The following is a 24,029-nucleotide window of genomic DNA, read 5'->3' on the forward strand; positions in this document are numbered from 1 at the left end:
CCGATTAACAGGACGAGCCAAGTGCGCTCTTGGGCCGCTGGCTTGCCTCGGTAGGTGTGGCACTAGGTGAGTGTGGGCTGCGGGGGCATGGCTGCGTGGCTTGGGGGCTGGGTGTGGCGGATTGTGTAGGTGTTGGTGGTGGTGGGAAGGTCTTGGGATAGACGCTGGAGACGTAGCGCATCATACCTACCACAACTTTCCTCACCTCTGTTTCAGTGAGATTGGGGACGTCGTTACTGATGAGTTCAACTTGTAGGGTGGAGTTGTTGGGAGCAAACCAGGCCGCGTCGGCTAGTAAGGAACCGTAGGAGTGGTAGTAGGCTACGCCTTCTAGACCTAGGTCGAGTTCCTCGAAAGTCTTGTCTTTAGACCATTTCTCGCGAGCTTCGGTAGCATCCAGAAAACCTGACCAAGAATTATAAAAGGTAGGCTCCGGGTTGTAGGAGATTCGGATATTGCCAAACTCTTTTAAGTCAATAAAGCAGCCGTAAACTTGATCAAAGTGTGGCGGTGGTGAGACTTCCTCATTTGCAACTAAAAATATGAGATGTCCGGTGACGGTCTCTACAGTGGTTTTGTCAAGACCATGACAGAAAGTCTGCGGTACAGAATCCTCTTCATCAGAGCCCCATAGCCCGCACCCAGATAGACTGAATAGCACAGCTGGCGCCAACACCAGACTCAGCGACCTGCGCCAGCTAGGCCTCACCAGTCCTCACCCCCATAGTAATTCTTGAAATCCTCCGCCGAAGAGAAAGCGGCGTTGACCGGGAACGAGCCACGCTCACTCCCGGGCTGGTTTTCTCTCTTAATGCGCGTTGAGGTCATGGCTGCGTGGCTTGGGGGCTGGGTGTAGTTGATTGTGGAGGTGAGGGTGGTGGAAAATCCTTGGGGTAGATGCTGGAGATGTAGCGCATTATGCCTACCACAGCTTTCCTTACCTCTGCTTCGGTAAGGTTGGGGACGTCGTAGTCGGAGAGCTCAACTTGTAGGGTGGAGTTGTTGGGAGCAAACCAGGCCGCGTCGGCTAGTAAGGAACCATAGGAGTGGTAGTAGGCTACGCCTTCTAGGCCTAGGTCGAGTTCCTCGAAAGTTTTATCTTTAGACCATTGTTCGCGAATCTTGGCCTTGTCAAGAAAGCCTTTATAGAAATCGTAGAACTTTGGGTAGGGGTGATAAGAAATCTTAATGAAACCAAACTCTTTGAAGTAAATGCCACAACCGTAATCTTGGGTGAAGTCGGGAGGTGGATAGACCTCTTCGTTCGAGACTACAGATACGGGATGTCCAGCGATGGTCTCTACAGTGGTTTTGTCAAGACCATGACAGAAAGTCTGCGGAACAGAATCCTCTTCATCAGAGCCCCATAGCCCGCACCCAGACAGACCAAATAGCACAGCTGGCACCAACACCAGACTCGGCGACCTGTGCCAACCCAGCCTCACCAGTTCTCACCCCCATAGGCTTTCTTAAAATCTTCCGTCCAAGAGAAACCGGAGTCTATCGGGAACGAGCCGCGCTCACTCCCGATCTGGTTTGCTCTCTTAATGCGTATTGAGGTCATGGTTGTAGGGTGGGTGTGGCTGATTGTGTAGGTGTTGGTGGTGGTGGGAAGGTCTTGGGATAGATGCTGGAGACGTAGCGCATTATGCCTACCACGACTTTCCTTACCTCTGTTTCCGTGAGGTTGGGGACGTCATTACTTATGAGCTCAACTTGTAGGGTGGAGTTGTTAGGCGCAAACCAAGCCGCATCGGCCAGTATTGAATCGTATGAGTGATAGTAGGCTACGCCTTCTAAACCTAGGTCTAGTTCCTCGAAAGTTTTATCCTTAGACCATTTCTCGCGAGCTTCTCTCGCGTCCAGAAAATCTGACCAAGAATTATAAAAGGTTGGCTCTGGGTTGTAGGAGATTCGGATATTGCCAAATTCTTTTAAGGCAATAATGCAGCCATAAACTTGGTCAAAGTGCGGTGGTGGAGATAATTTTGTGTTCGTGACTACGAATACGTGATATCCGGTGATGGTCTCTACAGTGGTTTTGTCAAGGTCGTAACAGAAAGTCTGCGGTACAGAATCCTCTTCACCAGAGCCCCATAGTCCACAACCAGATAGACTGAATAGCACAGCTGGCACCAACACCAGACTCAGCGACCTGCGCCAACTAGGCCTCACCAGTCCTCACCCCCATAGTAATTCTTGAAAGTATTTGCGGAAGTATACTTATTTACAGTTGGGCTTGAGCCGAGTTTGCTCATAGTTTGAGCGACATCGTCCGGCACCCGACTCCCACCCACGGTGTATATGCCGCTCGCCCAGGTTCTGAATGCTTCCAATTTATCCTTATTCTCTATAGAGATAACCTGTGAGTCTGGATGGTAGAACGGTTCCCCCTCTGGAGGGTCTACCAGGTTGGCGTGAATCATGTTGGTCATGAATGCCGCGATGAGACCTTCGGGTCCATTAGGGAAGTCGTTTAGGTTTATTGCAGAATCGGGCTGCGGTTCACCGCTAAGGGTCAATCCTGCATTCAGCAGCGCGAAAGCAGTCCCAGCTACTGGAACTGTTGATAATGCCTGTGTGGCGGCAAGTGCCCCGTTATAGCGCTGCCGTAAGGCTGTATTGTCTTTGTCGATGTCATCCATTAGCTTCAAGACGTCAGCCGCTCTGTCATACCTTCGGGCTATCTTTTTCAGTCGATCATTAGGCTCAGGATCGGAGATGTTGGTGGCACTGCTTACAGTGTAGGTAGTGACGCCCTGAACGACCTTTGGTGCAGCATCTGGTGAATCCGAGGCTTTATAAAATAACTCGGCCAACGAATATCTTACTTCCGCGTAATCTTCGCCATTAGGGACTAATGGAACTGGGCTTGCCGGATTGCTCTCATCTGTCATAAGCTTTTCGCCGGCTACAAGTGCGATTATTTCTTGGCCGCAGTTGCCTAACAAGACTCCTATGTTCCCGGCGGCATCCTTGTTTGTGGGAAAGTCCTGCTTCGCTATAATCTTTAGGCCCTGTCCGGTGGCCCAGGAGGCCCGCTCGTCTCTGTCATTGCCCAGCGCCCGCACGGTGCCGCTGGCTGGATCGGGCACAGCCCGCTGAGAGGAGGCAGCAGCGAATACGGCAGTCAAGCCGTTCATAGCAACTGGCCCCCAGGCTCGGGATCTAAGCATCTCCAAGCGCTTCAGAGCCTTATTGCTAGGAGCCCACTGATCGTCGCGTTCCTGGCTGCCGTCCATGGTCAAGGTTTCCGGATCCGGTGGAGCCAGGTAGTCAAGGGCGGCCTCAGGATTATAGCCCATCGCGTGTAATACGGCAGCTAAAGGATCCTTGGTGTAACCTGCCAATACACCCGGGTTAATCCTGATTTGATTGCCTTCACCGGTATAAGGATCAAATGAGGTTTCTAAACCCGGTTCAATGTCCTCAACTTTTTCCGCCAAGTCAATCAGGAAGTCCTTGCCGAACACCGTATGTGCACCATCGGCAGGATTAGATGCAGTGAGGATCGCATCCATAACCGTCGCGCGCGGACCTGAAGAGCTGGCGCGAACCGCTTGATCGATATCAGTGCTCAAAGAGTATGCGGCAGATTCAGAAGCGTCCTTCCATATTCGGGAAAAACGCCACAGCATCTTCCTTCGAGATGCTGCATCCGAATCACTATCGGCGGGAGTTTCCAGCATATTGGCTACCCCGTAGGCTTTACAGAACGCAGCCGCATACACCGGGTCGCCCTCATGGGCGGCCATGGCCTGATACACCTGATCAGCGGATCGTGAAGAACTACCGTTCTTTAGATCTGCCGCATCCTGACGAGCCTTATTGACTTTATCAACCTGATTATACTTGGTGGCATTATCTACAGTGTCATTCTCCCCGTCCGGGATATAATACTGAATCCAACCATCGGGTGTCTTAGAAGTAATTCCGCCCTCGTTAGCGGCTTTAGCTGCCGCTAAACGTTTCTTCAATTCTTCAATACGCGAATCCAACACGCTAAGGGCATTGGTTACTGTCGCAGGAACGTACAACAAGGACACCGACCAGCCTTGCCGATCTCGACAAGAGACTATAGACTTGCGCTCACTCTCAGCACGGTCCCTATAACTATTTAAGCCGTTAATCAACTTCTGAACCGCATCTGGGTCCAATGCAACTAGAGTCACTACCAGCTCACCCTCTCGACTTGGCACGCGGGTCAGTGAACTCTACCTTCTCAGGCTCCTTGTCAATGAGACTGTCCAACCAAACTCCCTCGCTCTTAAAACCGTCATCAACTGACTTGATGGACGTCTGCAGGCTCGTGGCCAAATCCTTAGCCAGGGGTGAACGCCACACAGACCCGTCACCACCAAGGCCACTAGTCAACTTTGCGGCGTTCGTCTGAGTGCCGGCATCAGCGGCTCCCGTACCGAGAGCAAGCTCGGCCCAAGAAACCTGCCTACGAACCTCCCGCAAATCCTCTAGCTTGCAGTTATCAACCTTCGACGCACTGGGAGAATAGTCCGAGCAACCATGACCCACAAAAAGGTGGCGCGGAAGCCCCTTTGAGCCACCGCCATCTGATAAGCAGAAACGAAAACGACGTCGAGACAAAACTCAACCTCCAGGGACATCAGGCTTGACGCCGCGACCCAAGGTGGTCGCAAGCTAGATCACACACAAGAACGATACACGAAAGTAGCCGCCAAAGAGCCAAAGCGCATGGATCTTGGGTTGTAGTTTGGGTGGTTTGGGGTTGTTTTAGTTTGTTGGGATGTTGATGGTTTGGATTTCGGCTACGGGTAGGTTTGTGGTGTTGGTGGTTTCGATGTTGTCTAGTTGGCCGTTGGTGCCGTCGTTGCTGGTCCATGAGACTTTGTAGGAGACTGCGATCTTTAGTGGGGTGGTGCCGCCTAGGTGTGCGCTGGAGCGAGTAAAGCGAGTCATGCAGTCAGTGGCGCCTTCTTTGCTGACTCCAGGTATCCAGGGGCTGCCCCATCCGGTGCAGGAGGAGGCTGCGTCTGGAGCGGACAGATGCAGCCCGCTGGCTGTTACTTGCACGCTGACGCTGGTTGAGCCCACTGAGGCGTTAACTGAAGCTGAACGCACGGTGGCTTCAGTGGCCCACACCCAGGTGTCTAAGCCCACTACTGTGGCGCCGTTGGCTCCTAGTTTTGGGCTGGTGTTGATCTGTGGGGAAGGCAGGTGCATAGCCCGTCGTACTGCCTGGGCTATTACTTTGCCTGGTAGTGGTGCGAGTGGGGGAGTTTGGCCTTGGGGTAAGAACCGGTTAGTGCCACCAGCTTCAAAAGCACGCACATAGTCTTGATACTCCTGCTGCGTGCCGGTGAAATACGTTCTTGAACACGTCGTGTGCCACCAATATCCACCCGTGTCATCACGATGAGAATCCCACCCCACAAACGCTTTGTCGGTGTCCGAACGAGTGGTGCCATCAGCATTCAAAGCGTCCAAAGCTCCAGACTCAATCCACTGAGCCATTTGCGCCCCATTGCGACCACGCTGCCACCAACACACCGGATGCACATCCACCCCCTGAGAGCTAACACCCACCTGCCCCACAACCCCAGGAGCCCCATCAACCGCCACACTATCAACCGCAACCGCTACCACTTCTTGCCCACTAACAAACCCACCAGAAGAAACCGGCGGAACCACCTCGTCGTGAGTGCCATGTGCGTGGGCGGGGGTTGATATGCCGGGGAGTAATAATGCGCCAGCTAAAATTATCGGTGTGGCCCATGGCCTGTTTAGTCTGTGCAATCGTCTGTCCCCGAAATCTGACCTTCAGTTACCTGCCACCCCGTCTCAGACCTCTCCAGCACATAAACCTTATGGAAAGCATGGCGAGAGCCATCCTCCGTCACATCAGTCCCGCCAGCATCCAGGTAGGATATTTGCCGCTGGTCTTGGCATGCTTCTACGGTTGCTGTAATACCGCTAGAACTATAAACCGACATAACCTTCGTGGAATAGCGTCCGCCAAGATGCCAGCCTTTGCTATCCAACCTAGCTCGGAATGCATCTCCCTTTTGAAGTTCCTTGCCGCTGGTGTTGGCTAGATATGAGCTTCGGTCCTTAGATTTTCCAGAGGATAGTTTCCACCCCTCCCGTTGGAAGGTTATGTAGCTGCGGACTACCTGTTGTGAGGTGGCGTCCAGGCCCTGGGGTACAGCCGTGACTTGGAAGTCATTGGCCAGGTCTGACAAGTCTTCAGCCGTAAACGGCACCTCACCAGTCGAAGCCGAAGCTGAGGCAGAGGCTGTAGGTGAAGCACTAGCCGAGGCCGAGGTGCTGGGCTGGGCGGTATAAGGCGGCACACTAGAGCCAGCCACAGGCTGCTTAGTCCCACACCCCGCAAGCAAAACAGCACAAGCACACAAACCCATCAGCCCACGTACACGAGAAGAACGCATCAAAACAAACCCCAACACAAAACAACCAGGAACCCACCCAGACTAACAACCCACCCACCCCCAACACCACCCCCACCCCGCGAGTCACTCAGGCGCCCGGGACGGCCTTAGGTGGCAGCACCTCCACCTGGGGCGGCAGGTTTACGATCCCCACCGGGCAGGTCACCCCGTTGGGGCCGTGGTTGCAGTAACCGCGTGGGTGCTTGTGTAGATAAGCCTGGTGGTAGTCCTCCGCCAGGTAGAACGGGCCCCCAAACTCCGCGTAGGCCGCACTCGCCTCGTCAATGGTGGTCACGCAGGTGCCCCGCCCCAAGCGCGTCAGCTCACCCTGGAAGGCCTCCCGGATGGCGTGGGCCGCAGCGGCCTGCTCCGGCGTCGTCGTCCACACCGCGGAGCGATACTGCGTGCCGACGTCGTTGCCATGCCGATTCAGCTGTGTGGAATCGTGGTTCTCCCAAAACACCCGCAGCAGTGCCTCCCCGCCAGCGCCAACCACCGCCGGGTCAAAGACCACCCGCACCGCCTCAGCATGACCGGTAGCTCCCGTGCACACCTCTTCATAGGAAGGATTAGGAGTGTTGCCACCCATGTAGCCCACCGCCGTGGACAGCACCCCTTCTTGCCGCCAGAAGATCCGCTCCACACCCCAGAAGCAGCCCGCCGCCAGGTAGATAATCTGGGCGCCCTGTGGCCACGGACCATCAATCGCTGTGCCCAACACCGGGTGGATGCCCGGGTTAGGCAGGCGGCTAAAAGTGATGCCCGGCAGGGCGGTGCTGCGCAGAGGTTGGCTGGAAGCGGGGGATACGTGGTTGCTGCTGCTGGTATTCATGCGCGCAGACGCTACCGGCTGAGCAGGCGCCAAACAGCCCACTCAGCCGGCAGCGTGAAGGGAATAAAACCGCGCCGCGCCCAGCTCAGATCGGCTTGACCTGGATGATCTCCGCCGTGAGCCGCTTGCCGTTTGGGGCCTCGTAGCTGACCTTCTTCCCAGCCTTGTGGCCCATGAGCGCGCGGCCCAGGGGAGCATCAGGAGAGAAGACCTTCACCCCTTCAGGCACATCCGCGGTGATCTCCTGACCACCCAGCGCGAAAGTCTGCTCCTTGCCATTGACCTTGGCGGTCACGATCGTCCCGGCAGATACAGAGCCATCCGCAGCTGCCGTGCCGATCTGCGCCGTCTCCAGCAGGGCCTCCAGCTGGTTGATGCGTGCCTCGTTGAGCCCCGCTTCCTCACGGGCGGCGTGGTAGCCAGCATTCTCGCGCAGGTCGCCCTCCTGCCGTGCTGCCTCCACCCGCTGGGCGAGCTCCTTGCGGTCAGTGGTCTTACGGCGCTCCAGTTCGGCGGTCAGGCGGTCGAAGGCCTCCTGGGTGAGCCAAGTTCCCTGCTCAGTGACCTCAGGGTTCTCCGTAGCCATTTGTCCTCCTTGGGCTGTGCCGGCGGCGCCGACGTCGGGGCCTGCTTAGCAGGCTAAAACAGTGCCGCCGCAGGCCACCATCATTGGCGGCCAGCGGCCATATGAAGCGGGAGTCTACCGGCGGGGCTGCTTTGGCCAAGCAGGTTCACGCGCGATCCGCTGCTAGTGGAAGCGCAGGGATGCCCATTGCCTAAGGCCCATAGCCTGACGGCGCCGGCACCGCAGCCTCAGCGACCCTCCTCCACCGTGGCCGGAGTCGGGGCTAGGAGCGGGTCGGCCAGACGCTGGTCTTCAGCCGTCTGTTCCGCCGTCTCCTCGGCTGCGCGATCGGCGCTGTCTGCAGAAGAAAGCGCCTGGGTGGTGGCATCGTGCTCAGCCTCGTGGCGCGCCACCCGGCGCAGCTTGTCACCGATCTTCTGGTCGTATTCGGCCAGAGCCTCAGCGCTCACAGTGGCGCGGACGCGCTCGCGCTCAGTGGCGACGTCGAATTTGGCGGCAGGCCAGTCAATATCCATCTCCGCGAGCTCCCGCAGCAGCATCTCCGTGACGGACAAGCGCGCATACCACTTGTTGTCTGCGGGCACGACGTACCAGGGAGCCTCCGGGAAGGAAGTAGCGGTGAGCATCCGCTGGTAAATGCCCTGGAAGTCAAACCACTTGGCGCGCGTATCCATGTCTCCGGGGGAGTACTTCCAGCGCTTGTCCGGGCGGTCCACGCGCTCCAGCAGCCGCAGGCCCTGCTCCTCGTAGGAGACCATGAGTGCCACCTTGATGATGGCAGTGCCCTGCTCGATCAACTGCTTCTCAAAATCGTGAATCTGGGACACGCGCTCGTCAAAGGCGGCGTCGTCCAGCTGACCGTTTACGCCGGGCACCAGGATGTCCTCATAGTGAGAGCGGTCAAAGAGTCCGATCTTTCCGGCGGTGGGCATCGCCTTCCAGATGCGCCACAGGAAGTCGTGGCTCTTCTCCTCCTCGGTGGGTGCCTTGAAGGCCATCAGGCTCACACCCTGGGGGTCCACCAGCGCCATCACGTGCCGAGCAATCCCACCCTTGCCAGCCGTGTCTAGGCCCTGAGCCACCACCAGCACGCGGCGGGTGGAACCTTCCTTGGAGGCGGCGTAGAGGCGCTCCTGGAGTTCGGAAAGCAAGGGGGTAATGGCCTCGGTGTAGGCGAGTGCTTCCTCCTCACCACCGTCCCAGCCGGGAGCGTCAGCGCGGTTGAGGGAGGCCAACTGGAAGCCCTCACCGACTCGCAGCAGCTCGCGAGGGTCAGCAGTCCAGCAGCTGGGGCTAAGTGCAGCCTTGGCCGCTTTGGCGGCCTGCTTAGCAGCCTTCTTGGCGGCTTTAGCGGCCTTGCGCTCAGCCTTGCTGAGCTTGTCGGCCTGCTTGGACTTCTTGCTTTGCTTGGACATGGGTGTTCATTCCTTGGCTCAAGTGGGGTGCGTGCACGCTTAGTTCAAGGGTAGCCGGGCATCCGCCTGACGCAGCAGCTTTAGCTCAAAACCGCCAGGTAGCAGGCCAGGCAGTGGCAAGCCCAGGCCACCACGGTGAAGGCATGGAAGATCTCGTGAAAGCCAAAGACCAGCGGGTTGGGGTCCGGCATCTGGCGCGCAAAGACCACCGCGCCGACCGTGTAAAGCACCCCTCCAGCCACCAGCAGCAGCACGATCGCGGGGCCGCCGGCGATCCAGAACTGCGGTAGGAAGGCCAGGGCCACCCAACCTAGGGCCACATAAATAACGGCGCCCAACCAGCGGGGGGTGCGTGGCCAGATAAACCGGGCAGCGATTCCCACAATGGCGCCGGCCCAAACCACCACCAGCAAGATCGTGGCCCATAGCGGGCTGAGCAGGGCTACCGCCAAGGGGGTGTAGGTGCCGCCAATCAGCAGATAGATATTAGCGTGGTCGATGTGCTGGAGCACGTCGGTGAAACGCTTGGGGGTGCGTCCCTTGCACAGGTGGTAGACGCCGGAGTTCACGAAGAGCAGGGCGGAGCAGCTCAGATAGATCGCGCAGGCCCAGGCTAGGAGACTGCCGCGCTGATGGTAGGCGAGGATCGTCAAGGCGATGCCAGCCGCAATGGCTAGCGGGGCAGTGATGGTGTGGATCCAGCCGCGCAGCTTAGGGCGGGTGAAGCCCGGAGGCTTGGGTGGAGTCTTGAGGAAATCGGGCGGGTTGCCGGAGAACAGGGTGCGGACGGTCATGGTGCTCCTCTGCAGCTCCTGAGTTTGAGCTCCTAAGCGCCTGCGTGGCCTCAGGGCATAACCTACGGTCGCGTAAGTTACGCTACCGTAGGTTGGGTGGTGTCGCCAATACCCAAGCTCGGTATTGGCAGTGCGCTCGGTCACCGTGCGCTTCGGCCCGCCGTTACCCCTACTGTCCTCACGGGCCACGCGCATCGCGCCCACCTCCCAGCACCCTGGCGACGCCGTCGGCAACAGCGCCCTAGCGGTCACCGCTTTTTGACTGCTTTTAAACTGCGCCGCCGCCCACCTGAGCGCTACCTTTGACACCTGGCGGACTTACCCCGGGTCGGCCACCCCAGCGGCACGCGAGCAGAACGGAGGCGAAATGGCCAGAGACAACCTCATCTATGAGATCTACGAACGCCGCCTAGCCGGACAGCTCGACCCCACTAGCGTGCCCCGGCACGTCGGCGTCATCCTGGACGGCAACCGCCGCTGGGCTCGCTCCGTTGGTATGGGCGCCTCCCAAGGCCACAAACGCGGCGCAGACAAAATCTCTGAGTTCCTCAGCTGGGCGGAAGACGTTGGCGTCCGCATCGTCACCCTCTGGCTGCTCAGCACCGACAACCTCGCCCGCGACCCCGCCGAACTAGCCCCCCTGCTCAAAATCATTGCCGACGCCATCGACGGCCTAGCCTCAAGTGGCCGTTGGAACCTGCGCATCGTTGGCGCCACCGAACTGCTTCCCGACGACGTCGCCACCCGCCTAGCCCAAGCCGCCGCCTCCACCGACCGGCCCACCACCCCGGGGCAAGACGACACCCGCGTCAAGGTCAATATCGCCGTCGGTTACGGCGGACGCCAAGAAATCGCCGACGCCGTGCGTGACCTCCTGCGCGAGCGCGCCGCCGCCGGGCAGAGCCTGGAAGAGGTCGCCGCCAGCCTGTCTGAGGAAGACATCACCGCCCACCTCTACACCAAGGGGCAGCCCGACCCCGACCTGGTCATCCGCACCTCCGGGGAGCAACGCCTCTCCGGATTTCTGCTCTGGCAGTCAGTGCACTCAGAGTTCTACTTCTGCGAAGTCAACTGGCCAGCCTTCCGCCGCATCGACTTCCTGCGCGCCCTGCGTGACTACGGGCAGCGTGACCGCCGCATGGGGCGCTGAGGCAGGTTAGCGGCGCAGCGCCTTCCCGCCCGATCCTCAGACTGGCCGCCGAGTCCGCCCGCGGTCAGCTCCATTGGTCGTAAAGTCGCTAGTACCAGGCGGACGCCGCCGGGGCGACCGCCACAGGCCCTCGGGGAGAAGCGGCGCCATGCGCACCTACGTCCTGGACACCTCCGTCCTCCTGTCTGACCCGCACGCCATCCGGCGCTTCGCTGAACACGCCGTCGTCCTGCCGGTGGTGGTCATCACGGAGCTGGAGGGCAAACGCCACCACCCTGAGCTTGGCTACTTCGCCCGCTCTGCGCTGCGCCTCCTGGACTCCCTGCGCGCCCAACACGGCCGCCTAGACCGGCCTATCCCCCTCAACGAGCAAGGCGGCACCCTGCGCGTAGAACTCAATGGCTCAGACGACCAGGTCCTGCCGGCAGGTATGCGCTTGGGGGACAACGACACTCGCATCCTGTCCGCCGCCGTCACCCTGGCCAACGGTGGCGCGGAGGTCATCGTCGTGTCCAAGGACCTGCCCATGCGTATCAAAGCGGCTTCCGTGGGTTTGGCCGCTGACGAGTATCGCCACGAGCTGGCCAGTGAGGAGGTCTATACCGGCATGGTTCAGGCCTCCCTAACCGAGGAGGAAATGTCTGCCCTGTGGGGTAAGGAGCGCCTGGGTATTGAGGGGCTGGTAACTCTCGAATCCGTCACCGCGCTCAGCGGCCAGCCCGCCCACACTGGCGCCACCCTCAGTTCCCCGCGCGGTTCCGCCCTGGCCACCATCGTCGACGGCGAGCTGCGACTCGTGGCTCAGGATCGGGAAATCTTTGGGGTGCGTGGGCGCAGCGCTGAGCAGCGCGTGGCCATCGACCACCTGCTCAACCCGGATATCGGCATCGTGTCCCTGGGTGGGCGCGCCGGAACCGGCAAATCCGCGCTGGCGCTTGCAGCTGGGCTGGAAGCGGTGGTGAGCCGGCGTGAGCAGCGCAAAGTAATGGTCTTCCGGCCTCTGTACGCCGTTGGTGGGCAGACCCTCGGCTTCCTGCCGGGGGACACTGAGGAGAAGATGCAGCCTTGGGGGGAGGCCGTTTTTGACACCCTGTGCTCGGTGGTGCCCAAGGAGCGGGTGGACCGGGTGGTGAGCCTGGGACAGCTGGAAGTGTTGCCGCTAACCCACATTCGGGGCCGCTCCTTGCACGACGCCTTTGTGATCGTGGATGAGGCGCAGTCCCTGGAGCGCGGCGTGCTGCTGACGGTGCTATCTCGCATCGGACACAACGCCAAAGTGGTGCTCACTCACGACGTCGCCCAGCGTGACAATTTGCGTGTGGGCCGCTGGGATGGCGTGGCCAGCGTGGTGGAGTCTCTTAAAGGCAAAGACCTGTTCGCCCATATTGACCTAGTGCGCACTGAGCGCTCCGAGATCGCTGAGCTGGTCACCAAAATGCTTGACGAAGTGCCGCAGTACTGACGGCTAGGGGCGGGGCTCAGCCCAGTTCGGCGCGGGTGGGCGGGTTGGCGCCCTTGCGGGAGACGGTGATGTCCGCGATTGCGGAGGCGTGCCGCACCACCCGTTCCAAAGTGGCGGAATCAATCTCCCGGAGGGCTGCGCGCTGCGCACCGCCCACCAGGCCCTCCGACCACAGGCCATCCTCCAGGCCCCCCATGAAGGAGTCCCCAGCGCCCACCGTGTCCGCTACAACGACGGCAGGGTCGGCGGGAACCTCCACGCGCGCCCCAGAGGACGCCAGAGCCAGCGCACCGCGCTTGCCACGGGTCACCACCACCACCGCTGGGCCGATCTGTAGCCAATTGCTCAGCACGGCCTCAATGGCGGCATCGTCATGCTGGTCTAGGCCGTAGAACCAGGCCAGGTCCTCATCGGAGCACTTCACCAAGTCAGAGAGGGCCACCAGGCGCTCCACCGTGAGGCGCGCCTGCTCGGGGCTGCCCATGAGCTGGGGGCGAGCATTGGGGTCATAGCAGGTGGTGGAGGTGGGCCGGTACTCGGCCAGTACTTGCGCCACAGTGGCGCAGCCCGGCTCCAGCACGGCGGCGATTGAACCAGTGTGCACCAGGAGCGGAGTAGCGCCAGGCGTGGGCTGGGGGAAGGGCGGGTTCCAGTCCAACTCAAAGTGATAGGTGGCGGCGCGGTCTGCACCAATCACAGCTCGCGCGGTGCTGGTGTGAGCGGCGCCGTCAGCACCAGAGGTAAGCCGGACGCCGTCCGCCTCCAGATGGCTGCGGATAGCTTGGCCGCGCGGATCCTGGCCGATCCAGCAGTCCAACTCCACCTCCCGGCCAAGCCGTGCCAGCCCCAAGGCCACATTGGCGGGGGAACCACCGGGGATCTCCACGGGCTCAGAGTCAGGGTTGACGACGATATCCACCAACGCCTCCCCGATGACGAGGGCGCGTCCTGCTGGGCCGGGTGCTGTGGGCATTTGGGGCTCCTTGGTGAAAAACGTGGCAGGGTGGGTGAGGCGTGGCGGCCAAGGGGGCGGGGGAAGCTGAGGTCCGGCGCTCAGACCCGGCATGGACTCTGAGGCTAGCTGCTCAGCCTTGTGATGGGGTCTGATTGTTGACGACGGCGTCGAGGCGGGCGCGGGCCTGGTCCAACCAGTCCTGGCAGCGGGCAGCTAGGGCTTCACCGCGCTCCCACAGGGCTAGCGACTCTTCCAAGGGAACCTGCCCGTTCTCCAGGCGCTGGACCACCCCCACCAACTCCTCACGGGCTTGCTCATAGCTAAGGGCGGCGACATCAGAGTTGTCTGCGGGTGTGGCTGAGCTAGGGCTGGGCATGGCTGAACTTGGGCTTGCGGGCCTGGTCATGGCGGGAATTGTCCCACGGACTCCGCCACTGCGTGAGCCTGGCAGTGAGTATTGCGTTTTCGTGCTGAGGCAGCGGGATGAGCACACCGCCCGCGCAATTCGGCAGCTCTGGAGGCCAAATACCCGGCAGAGGAGACAGGTCTAGGCCTAATTCTTGGGCTTGGTAGCTCCGACCACCTGCGCCACCATGCGGCCCGAGGCCAGCACACCCTCAATCAGGTCACCTTTCTTGAGGTCCTGCGCGCTTTTAATGACCTGCCCCCCGGGCAAGCGCAGGATCGCATAGCCTCGGTCCAGCACCCCCTGAGGCGACAGCGCCGTCAACCTAGCCCGCTCCGCCGCCAGCTGCGCCTCCGCCAAAGTGAGGCCGTTGGCCAGTGCCCGCCGCAAACGCTCACGCGCCTGCTCTAACTCCGCCAGCCGATCACGCACCATTACCGCCGGGTTGGTCATCACCGGGCGGGCACGCACCTCATCCAAGCCGCGCTGCTCAGCTTGCAGGCGCGTCGTCAGCACCAAACGCATGCGCTCGCGGGCCGAATCTAGGCGCTCCATCTCCTCCGCCAGATCCGGCACGATGCGGCGAGCCGCGTCCGTTGGTGTAGAAGCCCGATAGTCGGCCACTAAATCCAGCAGTGGACAGTCCGTCTCATGCCCGATCGCAGACACCAACGGGGTGCGGCAGCGTGCAGCCGCCCGCACTAAGCCCTCGTCGGAGAAAGGCAGCAGGTCCTCCACCGCACCGCCACCGCGGGTCACCACAATCACGTCGACGGCGGGATCGGCGTCGAGCTCAGCGATTGCGGCAGCCACTTCCCGCACCGCCGCCGCGCCCTGCACCGCCACCTCACGCACCGCAAAAGGCAGACCTGGCCAGCGCAGGCGCGCGTTGACCAGCACGTCGTCTTTGGCCTTGGCATTGCGCCCACAAATCAGGCCTACCGTGCGTGGCAGGAAAGGCAGGCGCTGTTTGCGGTTCGCGTCAAACAGTCCTTCAGCGGCCAGCACCCGCCGCAGCTGCTCAATGCGGGCCAGCAGATCGCCTACACCAACGGGGCGAATGTCATCCGCGCGCAGGTCCAGACTGCCCCGCCGCGTCCAGAAGCGGGGCTTGGCGTGCACCACCACGCGCGCCCCCTCCAGCAACTGCGTCCCGGTGCGGGCTTCAATGGCCGCCAGTTCGCGGGTGAACAGGGAAACGGACATGGACATGTCTTCGTCGGTGTCCCGCAGCGTCAGATACTGCATGCCTGAGCCGGGCCGCCGGTTGAATTGCACCACCTGTCCTTCAACCCAGACACCCGTCATCTTGTCCACGTACTCGCTGATCTTGGTGGACAGCAACCGCAGTGGCCAGGGCCGCTCCGGGGTGGTTTCCCGCGCCAGCTGAGGCAGTTCCGGGCCGGGTGCCGAGAGTGGTGGGGCAGCTGTTGTCACGGGGAACACTGTGCCATGCCGGTGGGGCAGGCGTGCGCCCTGTGGCACAGTTGGGGGCGTGACTGAGACGGTTCCCGCTGCCCGCGACGACTCCAGCCAGCCCCCTGGCTCCACCGGCAAGAAGCTGCTTCTGGCGGCGCCCCGCGGCTACTGCGCGGGCGTGGACCGGGCGGTTGACGCCGTCGAACAGGCCCTGGCTCACTATGGCGCGCCCATCTACGTGCGCAAGGAGATCGTGCACAACAAATACGTGGTGGAGGCCCTGTCCCAGCGGGGCGCCATCTTCGTTTCAGAGACCGATGAGGTGCCGGAGGGGGCCCGCGTGGTCTTTTCCGCCCACGGCGTCTCCCCGGCGGTGCATGCTCAGGCTGCGGTCCGCCACCTACAGACCATTGACGCCACCTGCCCGCTGGTCACCAAGGTGCACAAACAGGCGGTGCGTTTTGCCAAGGAGGACTACGACATCATCCTGGTGGGGCACACCGGCCATGAGGAGGTGGAGGGGACTCAGGGGGAAGCTCCCGAGCATATTCAGGTGGTTAATGGCCCCCATGAGGTGGCTCAGGTGACGGTGCGCGACCCGAAGAAGGTGGTGTGGATCAGCCAGACCACCCTCAGCGTGGACGAGACCCTGGAGACAGTGCGGCTGCTGCGTGAGCGCTTCCCGCATCTGAGCGACCCGCCGGGGGATGACATCTGCTATGCCACCCAGAACCGTCAGGGGGCGGTGAAGGCCATGGCTGCGCGCTGCGACGTGTTGATCGTGGTGGGCTCGGGTAACTCCTCCAATTCTGTGCGGCTCAAGGAGGTTGGGTTAGAGGCTGGCGCAGGGGCCTCCTATCGGGTGGATTACGCCAGTGAGATCGATCCGGCTTGGGTGGCGGACGCGAATACGGTGGGCCTGACCAGTGGTGCCTCTGTCCCAGAGATTTTGGTGCGTGAGGTGGTGGCGCGCCTGGGTGAACTGGGATTCGATGACGTAGAAGAGGTCGTCACGGCCACGGAGAAAATCGCCTTCTCCCTGCCTAAGAACCTGCGCGCTGACCTGATGGCTGCGGCTGGTGGGGTCGCCCCGGAGCACGGACGGCGTGAACCTGCCGCCGACCACACCTGCTGAGTGTCTGCCTGCGCTTGAGGTTCTTGCACCTTTGGTGTTGAGCGGCTGGGTTTGCGGTGCTTAGTTGCGTTCGTGGTTGTTTTGCGGCTCAGTGCTTAGTTAGTGCCTTGTAGATACGGCAGCGCCGTCGGCCATTTGAGGTCGACGGCGCTGCGTTGTTGGTGTGCTGATTACTTGTTGATCAGCGAGATGAGGCGGCGCGGGTCTGCGCAGACGCGTTCGAAGGGCACAACCCAGACCGGGCCCTCAGGGGAGTGAACCTGGATGACCAGGCCCTCAGCCTGCAGGCACTCCAGACGGGAGGCGGTGTCGTCCCCCTGGGTCTGCCAGGCCGGCTCGTGCTCGGGGATCACATAGCCGCCGAGCGCCGGGGTGGCCCAACGCAGCAGGAGGACGCGGGCGCCCTCACGGCCAGTGACGTCAGGGTTGGTGGCCAGGGAGGAGGCCACCCCCTTGGCGGAGCCGATGCCGACGGCGTCGGCCAGAGCACCGTAGGTGGTGCACATGGGCGGTTCGTGGGCCACTAGGCCAGCGACGGCCTGGGAGACACGCTCACGAGCGGAGGAGGCGGCTGCAGCGTCGGCGATGGCGCGCACGCGGGCTCCGGTCAGGTGAGAGGTGTTGGCGAGCTCGGATGAGCTGACGCCGAAGGACAGGCCCTTCAGGATCAAACGGTCACGCTCATTGCGCAGGACCTGGAGCGCGTCCTGGAGACGCTGCTGCTCAGTAGCCAGGGACCGAAGACGATCGAGCACGGAGCGGGTCTCCGTCGGGGCCTCAGGGGCGGAGCTTCCGAACAGGCCGCGAGGTACGCGGTCGAGGGTCGGTGCGCTGATGGACATTTGCCCTGAACCTCCTAATCAGTAGTTGTTGATTCGACCATCACACTAGTTCGGCCAAGTTGCGGTACCTACCGCTTATCGACCGCATTGCTGGAAAAGTGCGGTTCTAGTAACTCGTGAATCGTGGTGATTACTGAGATAACGAAGAAGTCTCGGTTTCCTGTGTGCGGGTGTCATTGCGGCGCAATGCGGTTATGTGGGTGGCGCTGGAAGCTTGCGGCAAAGCCGCATGCGCTTCACCGGGGGCGTGTGGGCTTGATCCGCTGAGTGCCGCGCAAATCTGCCGAGCTCAGCCTGGTGAAGGCCCTGACTCGGCTGGGCTATCCGGCCAGCCGATATTGACCGGCGGACGAAAGTAGGGTTGCGCAGGCTTCCGGGATGGTAGCGCTGACCCTGATCTGTATGGCACCGCTGTGGGCGGTGTGCTTGCTAGCGGGGTGAGTGTTTGATGGTTAAGCCTGAGGTGCTTGACTCTGACTCAGCTCCGGGGCAGAGAACTGGCGGAGCTGTGCGGCGTCAGGACTGACTTCGCGCAGCTCAGGTAGGTCTTGGGCCAGTGCAGTGAAGGATCTAGCGGTAACCAGTAAGCGGGACTCCATAGACCCAGCCATCCGGTTGTATGCCTGCACGCTGCGCTGAAGTGCCATGCCCAGCTGGTCCGCGTGGCGTGCCACCACAGCTAGGCGCTCGTAAAGTGTGCGACCTAGTTCCAGCAGCGCGGCGGCGTCGTCATTGACGGCGGTGCGGGCCCAGGCGGTGGCGCAGGTGCGCAGTAAGGCCAGCAGTGATGCTGGCGAGGTCAGGGCGACGCCGAGCCCCAGGGCGTGTTCCAGCAGCGTGGGGTCGGCCTCCAGGGCGGCAGCCAGTACAGGTTCAGCGGGGACGAAGAGCACCACCAGTTCGGGGGAGGAGGGGAGGGCGCGCTCGTAGTGGCGGGCTGCCAAGGCATCCACATGGGAACGCAAGGCTTTGGCATGCGCCTGCAGCAGCTGGAGGCGCTGCTCCTCAGCGGCTCCACCTTGGTCCGCCTGCGTGCAGGCCTTGAGGTAGGAGTCCAGCGGCACCTTTGCGTCGAGAGCCAGATGTGCGCCCCCAGGTAGGTGGATGATCGCGTCCGGCCGCGCCGCCTCCGCATCCTTGCGCAGCGCTCCGATGCGCTTTTGCTCCGAGAAGTCGATATGCGGGAGCATCCCGGAAGCCTCCAGGATCCGCGCCAATTCCACCTCACCCCACAGGCCGCGCGCAGAGCGGGAGCGCAAGGCACCTTCCAGATTGGCCGTGGTCCGGCTGAGCTCCTTCTCAGCCAGGGCGGCAGTCCGCAGCTGCTCAGTGAGCGTGGCGTGCTGCTTGGCGCGTGAGCGTTCCATTTGCTCAACTTTGGCCCCCACCTGTTCTAGCTGTGAGCGCACCGGGGCCAGTGCCCGCAGCACGGAGCCGTCCCGGTCATTGCGTTCTTCGGCTAGTTGCGCTCGCTCTTCCAACTCCTCTGCACGCGCCTGCCAGGCGGCGGCGTCGGAACGCAAGGAAGCCACCTCATCGCGCCAGGAGACGCGGGCTGAGGTGGTGCGTAAGACCGCCAGGGTGTAACCCAGGCCCAGCCCGGAAGCCAGGCCCAGGACGATACCTACGAGAAGCAGCACATAAGGCGAGACAGATGCCATGAAGCAACAGTGGCACAAGGGTCTGACATGAATCGCTGACACTCTCTGACTCGTGGCGCGCTCACCGGGATCGCTGGGGCACGCCATCTGCCGTCGTGGCGATGCTGTGCACCGGTGGGTGTCGGTGGCTGCGTCTAGACTCAGCGCGTGGCTCTTACTATCGGAATCGTCGGACTGCCTAACGTCGGCAAGTCCACCTTGTTCAACGCCCTTACTCGCGCAACCGTGCTCGCGGCGAATTACCCCTTCGCCACCATTGAGCCGAATATCGGAATCGTGCCGCTGCCTGACCCGCGGCTGGACCGCCTCGCGGAGGTGTTCCACTCGGTCAAGACGGTGCCCGCCACCGTGTCATTTGTGGACATTGCTGGGATTGTGCGTGGCGCCAGTGAAGGCGAGGGCCTGGGCAACCAGTTCCTGGCCAATATCCGTGAGGCCGATGCGATCTGCATGGTGACGCGCGCCTTCGATGACCCCGACGTCGTGCATGTGGACGGCAAGGTGGAGCCTGCCAGTGACATTGAGACCATCGCCACCGAGCTGGTGTTGGCCGATATTCAGACCCTGGAAAAGGCCATCCCGCGGCTGGAAAAGGAGGTGCGCGGCAAGAAGGTAGACGCTTCCGTGCTGGAGACGGCGAAGGCCGCGCTCGCGATCCTGGAGGAGGGCACGCTGCTGTCCGCCGTGGCGGAGAAGCAGGGCCTGGATGCGGAGGCACTGCGTTCCTTCCAGTTGATGACCACCAAGCCTTTCATCTACGTGTTCAATATGGATGACGCCGGGATGAACGACGACGCTAAGCAGGCGGAGTTGCGGAAGCTGGTGGCACCGGCGGAGGCGATCTTCCTGGATGCGCAGTTTGAGGCCGAGTTGGTGGAGCTTGAGCCTGAGGAGGCGGCAGAGATGCTGCACGAAAACGGGCAGGCAGAGGCTGGGCTAGACAAGCTGGCGCGGGTTGGCTTTGACACCCTGGGGTTGCAGACCTATCTGACGGCGGGGGAGAAGGAGTCGCGGGCCTGGACCATTCGCAAGGGCTGGACTGCGCCGCAGGCTGCCGGGGTCATTCACACGGACTTTGAGCGAGGCTTTATCAAAGCTGAGATCATCTCTTTTGATGAGCTGATGGCGCAGGGCAGCATCGCTGAGGCGCGCGCCCACGGCAAAATGCGCATGGAAGGCAAGGACTACGTCATGCAAGACGGCGACGTAGTCGAGTTCCGAACGGGGCTGACGTCTGGAAATAAGAAATAACCTGGGCGCACTGCGGATGAAGACGAAGGAGCACTGTCCGTGTCGAGACTGACGGAACTGCTGTGGCAAGCGCGCAAGGCGGACGCGAAACTTGGCGCTGACCAGGAAGCCGAGATCGCTTCGCCAATGACTTCCGCCGTGTCGAGTCCGTCGCCGAGACAGGCGATGCACTCCGCGTCCTCGACATCACGAAGCCACGCGTCCGAGAGGCTATCCGCGGCTCTGAAAATGCCAGGGCACTGTACGAGTCGGATCTGGCCAGTGACTACTGATCCGGTCGGCGCGCGCTCAATGTCAGTGGTCCCTTCTAATGTTCGGGGTGTCGACGTGGAGGAGAATCTATGGCGTTGAGGACATCTCTGGCTGGTCGAGTTCAGAACACCACTCTACCCAAGACCCACGCTCTGCTGCCTCTCCTAGAAGCGGTCGTCAACGGCATCCAGGCGATCGACGCCCGTTATGGAGACGATGTTGAGCGCGGTTTGGTGAGGGTGCGGATTGAGCGAGCGCCTCAAGAGGCGTTCGACCTCTCACCATCAGGACCGGGGCGTGTGCCGCTGAAGCCGATCGTCGGCTTCAGCGTCGAGGACAACGGCGTCGGCTTCACCCCGGAGAACATGGCATCCTTTGAGACTCTCGACAGCGACTTCAAGTCCGGGCTCGGGTGCCGCGGGGTCGGCAGGCTCCTGTGGCTCAAGGCGTTCGACCGTGTTGAGGTCCGGAGTGCGTATCGCGACGATACTGGCTCGCTCCAGGGACGACAGTTCAGGTTCTCAGTGGCGCGCGAGGTCGAACAGGACCCCGCCCCTGAGGGCATCGTCGACGCCGGCACGGTAGTGCGCCTGACCGGATTCAAGAAACCCTACCAGCAGAGCGCTGCGAAGACTGTGGAAGCCATCTCTCGTGAAGTTTTCGAGCACTGCATCTGGTACTTCCTCCGTCCTGGCGGAGCGCCGGATGTAATCGTCTCGGACGACGACGGCGAGCCGATCTCGCTAAGAGAGTTGCTCGACGACTCGGGATATTCGGAGACGACGCTGGCGACGCTGGAGATCAAGGGGGAGAAGTTTGACTTGCTTGGGCTTCGACTCAAGTCGTCAGCGCGCAACTCCAGCCCCCGGCTGCACTGGTGCGCGGCGAACCGCGTGGTCAAGGATGAGAGCATCGCTGGCAAGGTGCCAGGGCTGTATGGTCGGCTGAAGGACGAGACATCGGCTGAGTTCACATATGTGTGCTACTTGTCGTCGACGTTCCTAGACGATCATGTCCGCTCTGATCGCACGGACTTCGATCTTCCCGAGCGAGTTACCGGGGACACCCTGATCGACGAGCCGTCGCTCGACGACATCAAGAAGGGCGTGTTCGCGGAGATCGCCCGGAGCCTCGCGGAGCCACTGGCGTCCGCCCAGCAGGCGGGCCTCGAGCGGATGCAACGATACGTCAGCACCAAGGCCCCAAAGTATCGTCCGCTGATCAAACGGATCGAGTCGCTCGGCATCGCCATCGACCCGTCGATCAAGGATCAGGACTTGGAGATCGAGCTTCATCGCTGCAGCCAGAAGATCGAGGCGGACGTCCTTGCCGAGGGTCAGGCCGTCTTCACAGAGTCGTCTGGGGACAAGCCTGAGGAATACGACGAGCGTCTCGCCAGGTACTTGGAGACGGTGAAGGATCTCAACCAGTCGGACCTGGCGAACTATGTTTTCCGGCGACGGACAACGCTTGACATCCTTGACAAGCTGATCCAGGCCGACAGCGACGGGAAGTATGCCCGGGAGGAATCCATCCACAACCTGCTCTTCCCAATGCGGAAGGAGTCGACAGAGGTCGGCGATGACGCCTCCAACCTCTGGATTATCGACGAGCGGCTCGTGTTCCACGACTACCTCGCCTCCGATAAGGCGTTCAAAAGCATCGCCATCGCGGATGACGATTCGATGAAGAGGCCCGACGTGCTCGCGACACGCGTCATCGAGCCAGATTCTCCGGTGCTCACCGCCGAGGGCAAAAAGCTGCCCCTACAGTCGATCGTCATCGTCGAGCTTAAGCGGCCAATGCGTGACGACGCGACTGAGGGCAAGAACCCCATCGAGCAGTGCCTGGATTACGTCGCGAGAGTCCGAGCCGGAGACGCCAAGACGGCTACGGGGAGACTGATTCCTTCGGCAGATGACCCACCGGCCTTCTGCTATATCGTTGCGGACCTCACCCCGACGATGGTCAGCCGATGCAAGCTGTCTGGATTGACCATGACCCATGACGGAATGGGATACTTCGGCTTCATCGAACCATACAAGGCCTACGTCGAGGTCATGAGCTTCGATCGGCTCGTCAACGCCGCGACGGAGCGCAACCGTGCCTTCTTCGATAAGCTCGGCCTGCCGTCGAGCTAGATGAGATGACGCTCGATGACGAAGACCTCGAGGAGGGGTCTTGGCAGGTAGTCGGTGAGGAGACTCGCAGGTCGACAGTGTGGGGGGCTCCGAACCAGGACGCAGTCTCTCATCACCCACGGTCAACTTTCGGCTGCCGGAAGGGTTCGCGCAGTCCTTGTCGCCCAGCATGAACGTCGCCGTCTCGAAGATGCTGGCGCCCATCCGAGAACGTATGAAGGCGATGCTGCCGGACACCTCAGCGTACGCGTGGGACACCATGGAGCCGCTGAATCGACGCCTTCAGGAGCAGATGAAGTCGGTGCTGCCTGACTACGACGCGCTGATCAAGAATGCGCTCGAGCCGTACAATGAGCTGATCCAAGCGCAGGTGGCGTCGATCGTGGCGAGCCTGCCGACGTTCACGATTCCGGTGATCGACTTCCCGGCGTTTAAGAGCGTTGGAGACGCCTCAGCGATCAAGCAGATCGCGAGCCAGTATTCCGGCGATGCTTGATGGGCTACGCGTCTTTCTAAAGCCCCTCCTCAATTCGCAGATACTGCGCGGGTTCAACCGTGCGCTCCTCCCGCCTAATCTAAGGAGCTACGCAGACGAGATCAATGCCTATCAAGTGCACGAGTTCCTCGAACAGGAGGGTATCCCGCTCTACCTGGTGCCTCGTGGCCGCACAGCGCTCCGCCTGCTCCGGGCACAGGGCCGCTCGGGCCGTCGACGGGTGCTGGGTGACTGTTACGAGTCGATCACCGACGACTGCGCTACCGTACTTGAGCAGGCAGAACGCAACGTGATCGGCGACGAGCTGAAGTTCGTATTAGATGGGCTCGGCGCGATGCGTTCTGGACACTTCCGGTCGGCCCAGGCGATGTTCACTGTCACGCTCGATACGCTCATCTACCGCTTCTACCCCTACCAGGCCGTCCGACGACTCATTACGAATCGGAAGAAGGGCGCGGACGTGCCGGACGTCATCGACGAGATGGGCGTCCACGAGGCGATGGTCTGGCTGCCGATCTGGAACGCCCACGAGCAGTTCTGGAAGGACAGGGGCGACAAGGTGCCGAACTACTATTCGCGTCACGCGAGCGTGCACGGTGTCTCCGCGCGTCAGTTCAGTAAGCGCAACTGTGTCCAGGTGCTCATGCTGATCACCAGTCTCATCGGCTACGTCGATCGGCTCATGTCGCCGACGGGGCGTGGTCGACGGCAGCCCGATAGCCGCGACGTGAGAGACGTCTTGAACTAGCGGTCGGATGACTCGACAGATGAGTTCGACCCCGAAACAACCCCGATACTCGTCGAAGA

The 24,029-nt window shown here is 61.3% G+C and carries 22 protein-coding genes; 8 read left to right on the forward strand and 14 right to left on the reverse strand.

Annotated elements, in window-relative coordinates:
• Window positions 1-4: 4 nt before the first annotated feature.
• The 5 genes from DR039_RS11065 to DR039_RS04050 form a co-directional block, all read right to left on the reverse strand.
• Complete coding sequence (locus DR039_RS11065; RefSeq protein WP_126622170.1) at window positions 5-661, reverse strand: hypothetical protein; 657 nt, start codon at window positions 659-661, stop codon at window positions 5-7.
• A 163-nt stretch (window positions 662-824) separates the two neighbouring features.
• The gene (locus DR039_RS04040) at window positions 825-1,397 is read right to left on the reverse strand and encodes a hypothetical protein (RefSeq protein WP_126622172.1); all 573 of its coding nucleotides are present in this window, start codon (window positions 1,395-1,397) and stop codon (window positions 825-827) included.
• A 163-nt stretch (window positions 1,398-1,560) separates the two neighbouring features.
• Window positions 1,561-2,127, reverse strand: coding sequence for a hypothetical protein (locus tag DR039_RS11070; protein ID WP_126622173.1), 567 nt, complete (start codon window positions 2,125-2,127; stop codon window positions 1,561-1,563).
• Between the two features lie 44 nt (window positions 2,128-2,171).
• Entirely contained in the window at window positions 2,172-4,199 is a 2,028-nt protein-coding gene (locus tag DR039_RS04045; RefSeq protein ID WP_318268904.1) for a DUF6571 family protein, read from the reverse strand.
• Window positions 4,200-4,749: 550 nt separating this feature from the next.
• Window positions 4,750-5,199, reverse strand: a complete 450-nt coding sequence (locus DR039_RS04050) for a hypothetical protein (RefSeq protein WP_111836139.1) — start codon at window positions 5,197-5,199, stop codon at window positions 4,750-4,752.
• A gap of 987 nt (window positions 5,200-6,186) precedes the next feature.
• Between DR039_RS04050 and DR039_RS11640 the strand changes: the two genes are divergently transcribed.
• Window positions 6,187-6,321, forward strand: a complete 135-nt coding sequence (locus DR039_RS11640) for a hypothetical protein (protein WP_267489821.1) — start codon at window positions 6,187-6,189, stop codon at window positions 6,319-6,321.
• Window positions 6,322-6,513: 192 nt separating this feature from the next.
• Here DR039_RS11640 and msrA read toward each other — a convergent pair whose 3' ends face one another.
• From msrA to trhA, 4 genes are all read right to left on the reverse strand, one after another.
• Window positions 6,514-7,257 carry a peptide-methionine (S)-S-oxide reductase MsrA gene (gene msrA, locus DR039_RS04055; RefSeq protein WP_111836140.1) on the reverse strand — a complete coding sequence of 248 codons (744 nt, stop codon included), beginning with the start codon at window positions 7,255-7,257 and terminating at the stop codon, window positions 6,514-6,516.
• 85 nt (window positions 7,258-7,342) lie between these two features.
• Window positions 7,343-7,843: a GreA/GreB family elongation factor gene (locus tag DR039_RS04060; protein WP_111836141.1), complete on the reverse strand. Its 501-nt coding sequence runs from the start codon at window positions 7,841-7,843 to the stop codon at window positions 7,343-7,345.
• A 227-nt stretch (window positions 7,844-8,070) separates the two neighbouring features.
• Window positions 8,071-9,258 (reverse strand): PPK2 family polyphosphate kinase, encoded by a 1,188-nt coding sequence (locus DR039_RS04065; protein ID WP_111836142.1) that lies wholly within the window; start codon window positions 9,256-9,258, stop codon window positions 8,071-8,073.
• A gap of 80 nt (window positions 9,259-9,338) precedes the next feature.
• Window positions 9,339-10,052 carry a PAQR family membrane homeostasis protein TrhA gene (trhA, locus tag DR039_RS04070; RefSeq protein ID WP_229116785.1) on the reverse strand — a complete coding sequence of 238 codons (714 nt, stop codon included), beginning with the start codon at window positions 10,050-10,052 and terminating at the stop codon, window positions 9,339-9,341.
• A gap of 367 nt (window positions 10,053-10,419) precedes the next feature.
• Between trhA and DR039_RS04075 the strand changes: the two genes are divergently transcribed.
• Together DR039_RS04075 and DR039_RS04080 are read left to right on the forward strand one after the other, a co-directional pair.
• The gene (locus DR039_RS04075; protein WP_111836144.1) at window positions 10,420-11,202 is read left to right on the forward strand and encodes an isoprenyl transferase; all 783 of its coding nucleotides are present in this window, start codon (window positions 10,420-10,422) and stop codon (window positions 11,200-11,202) included.
• Between the two features lie 148 nt (window positions 11,203-11,350).
• Window positions 11,351-12,664, forward strand: a complete 1,314-nt coding sequence (locus DR039_RS04080) for a PhoH family protein (protein ID WP_111836145.1) — start codon at window positions 11,351-11,353, stop codon at window positions 12,662-12,664.
• 16 nt (window positions 12,665-12,680) lie between these two features.
• Here the strand turns inward: DR039_RS04080 and DR039_RS04085 are convergent, their stop codons facing one another.
• The 3 genes from DR039_RS04085 to xseA form a co-directional block, all read right to left on the reverse strand.
• Window positions 12,681-13,637, reverse strand: a complete 957-nt coding sequence (locus DR039_RS04085; RefSeq protein WP_111836146.1) for a carbohydrate kinase family protein — start codon at window positions 13,635-13,637, stop codon at window positions 12,681-12,683.
• Window positions 13,638-13,749: 112 nt separating this feature from the next.
• On the reverse strand, window positions 13,750-14,025 hold the full coding sequence (locus DR039_RS04090) for an exodeoxyribonuclease VII small subunit (protein WP_172458355.1): 276 nt from the start codon (window positions 14,023-14,025) through the stop codon (window positions 13,750-13,752).
• Between the two features lie 147 nt (window positions 14,026-14,172).
• Window positions 14,173-15,462, reverse strand: a complete 1,290-nt coding sequence (gene xseA, locus DR039_RS04095) for an exodeoxyribonuclease VII large subunit (protein ID WP_407641271.1) — start codon at window positions 15,460-15,462, stop codon at window positions 14,173-14,175.
• A gap of 58 nt (window positions 15,463-15,520) precedes the next feature.
• On the opposite strand from xseA, the gene DR039_RS04100 reads away from it, so the two are divergent.
• Window positions 15,521-16,579 carry a 4-hydroxy-3-methylbut-2-enyl diphosphate reductase gene (locus DR039_RS04100; protein WP_111836149.1) on the forward strand — a complete coding sequence of 353 codons (1,059 nt, stop codon included), beginning with the start codon at window positions 15,521-15,523 and terminating at the stop codon, window positions 16,577-16,579.
• Window positions 16,580-16,749: 170 nt separating this feature from the next.
• On the opposite strand, the gene DR039_RS04105 is transcribed toward DR039_RS04100, so the two are convergent.
• Window positions 16,750-17,421: a hypothetical protein gene (locus DR039_RS04105; RefSeq protein ID WP_229116786.1), complete on the reverse strand. Its 672-nt coding sequence runs from the start codon at window positions 17,419-17,421 to the stop codon at window positions 16,750-16,752.
• Between the two features lie 452 nt (window positions 17,422-17,873).
• Complete coding sequence (locus DR039_RS04110; protein ID WP_111836150.1) at window positions 17,874-19,082, reverse strand: DNA recombination protein RmuC; 1,209 nt, start codon at window positions 19,080-19,082, stop codon at window positions 17,874-17,876.
• A 147-nt stretch (window positions 19,083-19,229) separates the two neighbouring features.
• On the opposite strand from DR039_RS04110, the gene ychF reads away from it, so the two are divergent.
• From ychF to DR039_RS11495, 4 genes are all read left to right on the forward strand, one after another.
• Window positions 19,230-20,333: a redox-regulated ATPase YchF gene (ychF, locus tag DR039_RS04115; protein ID WP_111836151.1), complete on the forward strand. Its 1,104-nt coding sequence runs from the start codon at window positions 19,230-19,232 to the stop codon at window positions 20,331-20,333.
• Between the two features lie 341 nt (window positions 20,334-20,674).
• A complete protein-coding gene (locus tag DR039_RS04125; protein ID WP_111836152.1) occupies window positions 20,675-22,726 on the forward strand; it encodes an ATP-binding protein in 2,052 nt (683 codons plus the stop codon).
• Window positions 22,727-22,895: 169 nt separating this feature from the next.
• The gene (locus tag DR039_RS11490) at window positions 22,896-23,222 is read left to right on the forward strand and encodes a hypothetical protein (RefSeq protein WP_197719052.1); all 327 of its coding nucleotides are present in this window, start codon (window positions 22,896-22,898) and stop codon (window positions 23,220-23,222) included.
• 115 nt (window positions 23,223-23,337) lie between these two features.
• Complete coding sequence (locus DR039_RS11495) at window positions 23,338-23,970, forward strand: hypothetical protein (protein ID WP_197719053.1); 633 nt, start codon at window positions 23,338-23,340, stop codon at window positions 23,968-23,970.
• The last annotated feature ends 59 nt before the right edge of the window (window positions 23,971-24,029 follow it).

Origin of the sequence: Actinomyces bovis (assembly GCF_900444995.1) — a bacterium.
GTDB classification, from domain to species: domain Bacteria; phylum Actinomycetota; class Actinomycetes; order Actinomycetales; family Actinomycetaceae; genus Actinomyces; species Actinomyces bovis.

Excerpts from the sequence above, each read along its gene's own strand:
- DR039_RS04090 (WP_172458355.1), bottom strand. The coding sequence starts at position 14,025 with ATGACCAGGCCCGCAAGCCCAAGTTCAGCCATGCCCAGCCCTAGCTCA.
- DR039_RS04125 (WP_111836152.1), top strand. The coding sequence starts at position 20,675 with ATGGCGTTGAGGACATCTCTGGCTGGTCGAGTTCAGAACACCACTCTA.
- DR039_RS04065 (WP_111836142.1), bottom strand. The coding sequence starts at position 9,258 with ATGTCCAAGCAAAGCAAGAAGTCCAAGCAGGCCGACAAGCTCAGCAAG.
- DR039_RS11490 (WP_197719052.1), top strand. The coding sequence starts at position 22,896 with ATGAACGTCGCCGTCTCGAAGATGCTGGCGCCCATCCGAGAACGTATG.
- trhA (WP_229116785.1), bottom strand. The coding sequence starts at position 10,052 with ATGACCGTCCGCACCCTGTTCTCCGGCAACCCGCCCGATTTCCTCAAG.
- DR039_RS04085 (WP_111836146.1), bottom strand. The coding sequence starts at position 13,637 with ATGCCCACAGCACCCGGCCCAGCAGGACGCGCCCTCGTCATCGGGGAG.
- DR039_RS04110 (WP_111836150.1), bottom strand. The coding sequence starts at position 19,082 with ATGGCATCTGTCTCGCCTTATGTGCTGCTTCTCGTAGGTATCGTCCTG.
- DR039_RS04105 (WP_229116786.1), bottom strand. The coding sequence starts at position 17,421 with ATGTCCATCAGCGCACCGACCCTCGACCGCGTACCTCGCGGCCTGTTC.
- DR039_RS04075 (WP_111836144.1), top strand. The coding sequence starts at position 10,420 with ATGGCCAGAGACAACCTCATCTATGAGATCTACGAACGCCGCCTAGCC.
- DR039_RS04080 (WP_111836145.1), top strand. The coding sequence starts at position 11,351 with ATGCGCACCTACGTCCTGGACACCTCCGTCCTCCTGTCTGACCCGCAC.
- DR039_RS04060 (WP_111836141.1), bottom strand. The coding sequence starts at position 7,843 with ATGGCTACGGAGAACCCTGAGGTCACTGAGCAGGGAACTTGGCTCACC.
- msrA (WP_111836140.1), bottom strand. The coding sequence starts at position 7,257 with ATGAATACCAGCAGCAGCAACCACGTATCCCCCGCTTCCAGCCAACCT.
- DR039_RS04050 (WP_111836139.1), bottom strand. The coding sequence starts at position 5,199 with ATGCACCTGCCTTCCCCACAGATCAACACCAGCCCAAAACTAGGAGCC.